A 1,446-nucleotide genomic window follows, 5' to 3' on the forward strand; every position below is an offset into this window, starting at 1 on the left:
GTCCGCGAGCGGTTCAACGCCCCGGAGCTCAACCTCGCCCGGTCCATCAAGGACGGCACCGTCACCGACGTCGACAACGGAGAGTAGGAGAAGGCCACGATGAGCCTGATCGGGGACGGCCTGGAGAAAGCGGTGCAGAAGGCGTTCACCCGCCCGGCACCGAAGAACGCGGGCCCGCAGATGCGGTACCTGGTCAAGCAGCTGGGCGGCACCAAGGCGGTCGCCCAGATGCTGCGGGTCTCCCAGCGCACCGTCGAGCGGTACGTGAAGGACCAGATCAAGAAGCCCCGCCCCGACCTCGCCGCGCGCATAGAGCGCGAGGTGAAGAAGCGGTGGCAGCCGCAGATCCGGGCCAAGGCCAAGGCCAAGGCCGCGTCCACGGGCGGCATCATCATCGACACCCGCGCCCGCATGGGCTACACCGCGCCGATCGGGTCGACGGACCAGGACCGCATCCGGCACCTGACCGTCGCCCTGCCGCCCCGCTTCGCCGCCCGCCTCTTCGACGCCCAGGCGGCCGGCGCCAGCGACACCGAGCTCCAGGAGATCGCGGCCGAAGCCCTCAAGGAGGTGTACTTCCAGGACGGCGGCCGCCGCGCCGGAAGCCTGGAAGAGGTCCGGTTCACGGACATCCAGCACCTCGAGTTCGACCTGTAGCAGCCGTACCCCGAACAGCTCGCGGGCCCCGGATGTGACTGAGCGCTTCAGTTGACCGGTGAGCGGCCGAGTTGGCCGGCCGAGCGTTCGGTGTCAGGCGCCTGGCGGGTCCAGAGGGTTAGGTCGCTGCTGGTGGCGACGGCGAGGGTCCGTCCGGACGGCGAGAAGCCGGCTGCTCGCAGTTCGGAGTAGTTGGAGTCAAAGATGTGCCACTAGCTGTCGCCGTGCGGTCCGTTGTGGGGGATGCCTCCGTCTGTGGACAGCAGGACGCGGTCGTGCGGCCACTCGGGGCTGACGACCTCCAGGTTCCAGCCGTCCTCGGTGGTGGTGTGCAGGCCGCCTCCGAAGAGTCCCGCGATGCGTACTCGGGTCGAGGCGATGGGGCCGAGCCCTGGGCAGGAGAGATCTGGCACGGCGTCCGGGGTGCTGCCGTCGGGGTCAGGGTCACGGTCCCGGGCGATCTTCTCTCCGGTGACGGTGTCGAAGAGCCCGTGACCGTCGACGGAGACAACCATGACTAGGTCGCGGCCATCGTCGGGAGCGAGAGCGAAGCCGATGCCGAGCAGGCCACCGATAGGGATGAGCCCGTTCGGGACCGGGTGCCACGGGAGAGGCGGCGGAACGACAGGGACGGACAGAAACTGCTCTCGCAGACGCCGCTGGTAGTCAGAGATCAAAGTTCCTTCTCGCCTCGGCTGGACGTTGACCGCCCCAAGGCGATGACGTGAATCGTGCCAGGTTCGCACGAGGCTGGCACTCGACCGGCCAACTGAAGCGCTCAGTCACACC

General features: G+C 68.5%; 1 protein-coding gene and 1 pseudogene. One reads left to right on the forward strand and one right to left on the reverse strand.

The features are described 5' to 3' along the window. Positions 1 to 99: 99 nt before the first annotated feature. Positions 100 to 657, forward strand: coding sequence for a telomere-protecting terminal protein Tpg (tpg, locus tag ACFXKG_RS41270; protein WP_384850768.1), 558 nt, complete (start codon positions 100 to 102; stop codon positions 655 to 657). 47 nt (positions 658 to 704) lie between these two features. Here the strand turns inward: tpg and ACFXKG_RS41275 are convergent. Further along, positions 705 to 1,334 (reverse strand): annotated as a pseudogene (locus tag ACFXKG_RS41275) (hypothetical protein). Positions 1,335 to 1,446: the final 112 nt, after the last annotated feature.

This window comes from Streptomyces sp. NPDC059255 (assembly GCF_042752355.1).
Lineage (GTDB): Bacteria > Actinomycetota > Actinomycetes > Streptomycetales > Streptomycetaceae > Streptomyces.

Coding starts and splice junctions, on each gene's coding strand:
- tpg (WP_384850768.1), top strand. CDS start 100: ATGAGCCTGATCGGGGACGGCCTGGAGAAAGCGGTGCAGAAGGCGTTC.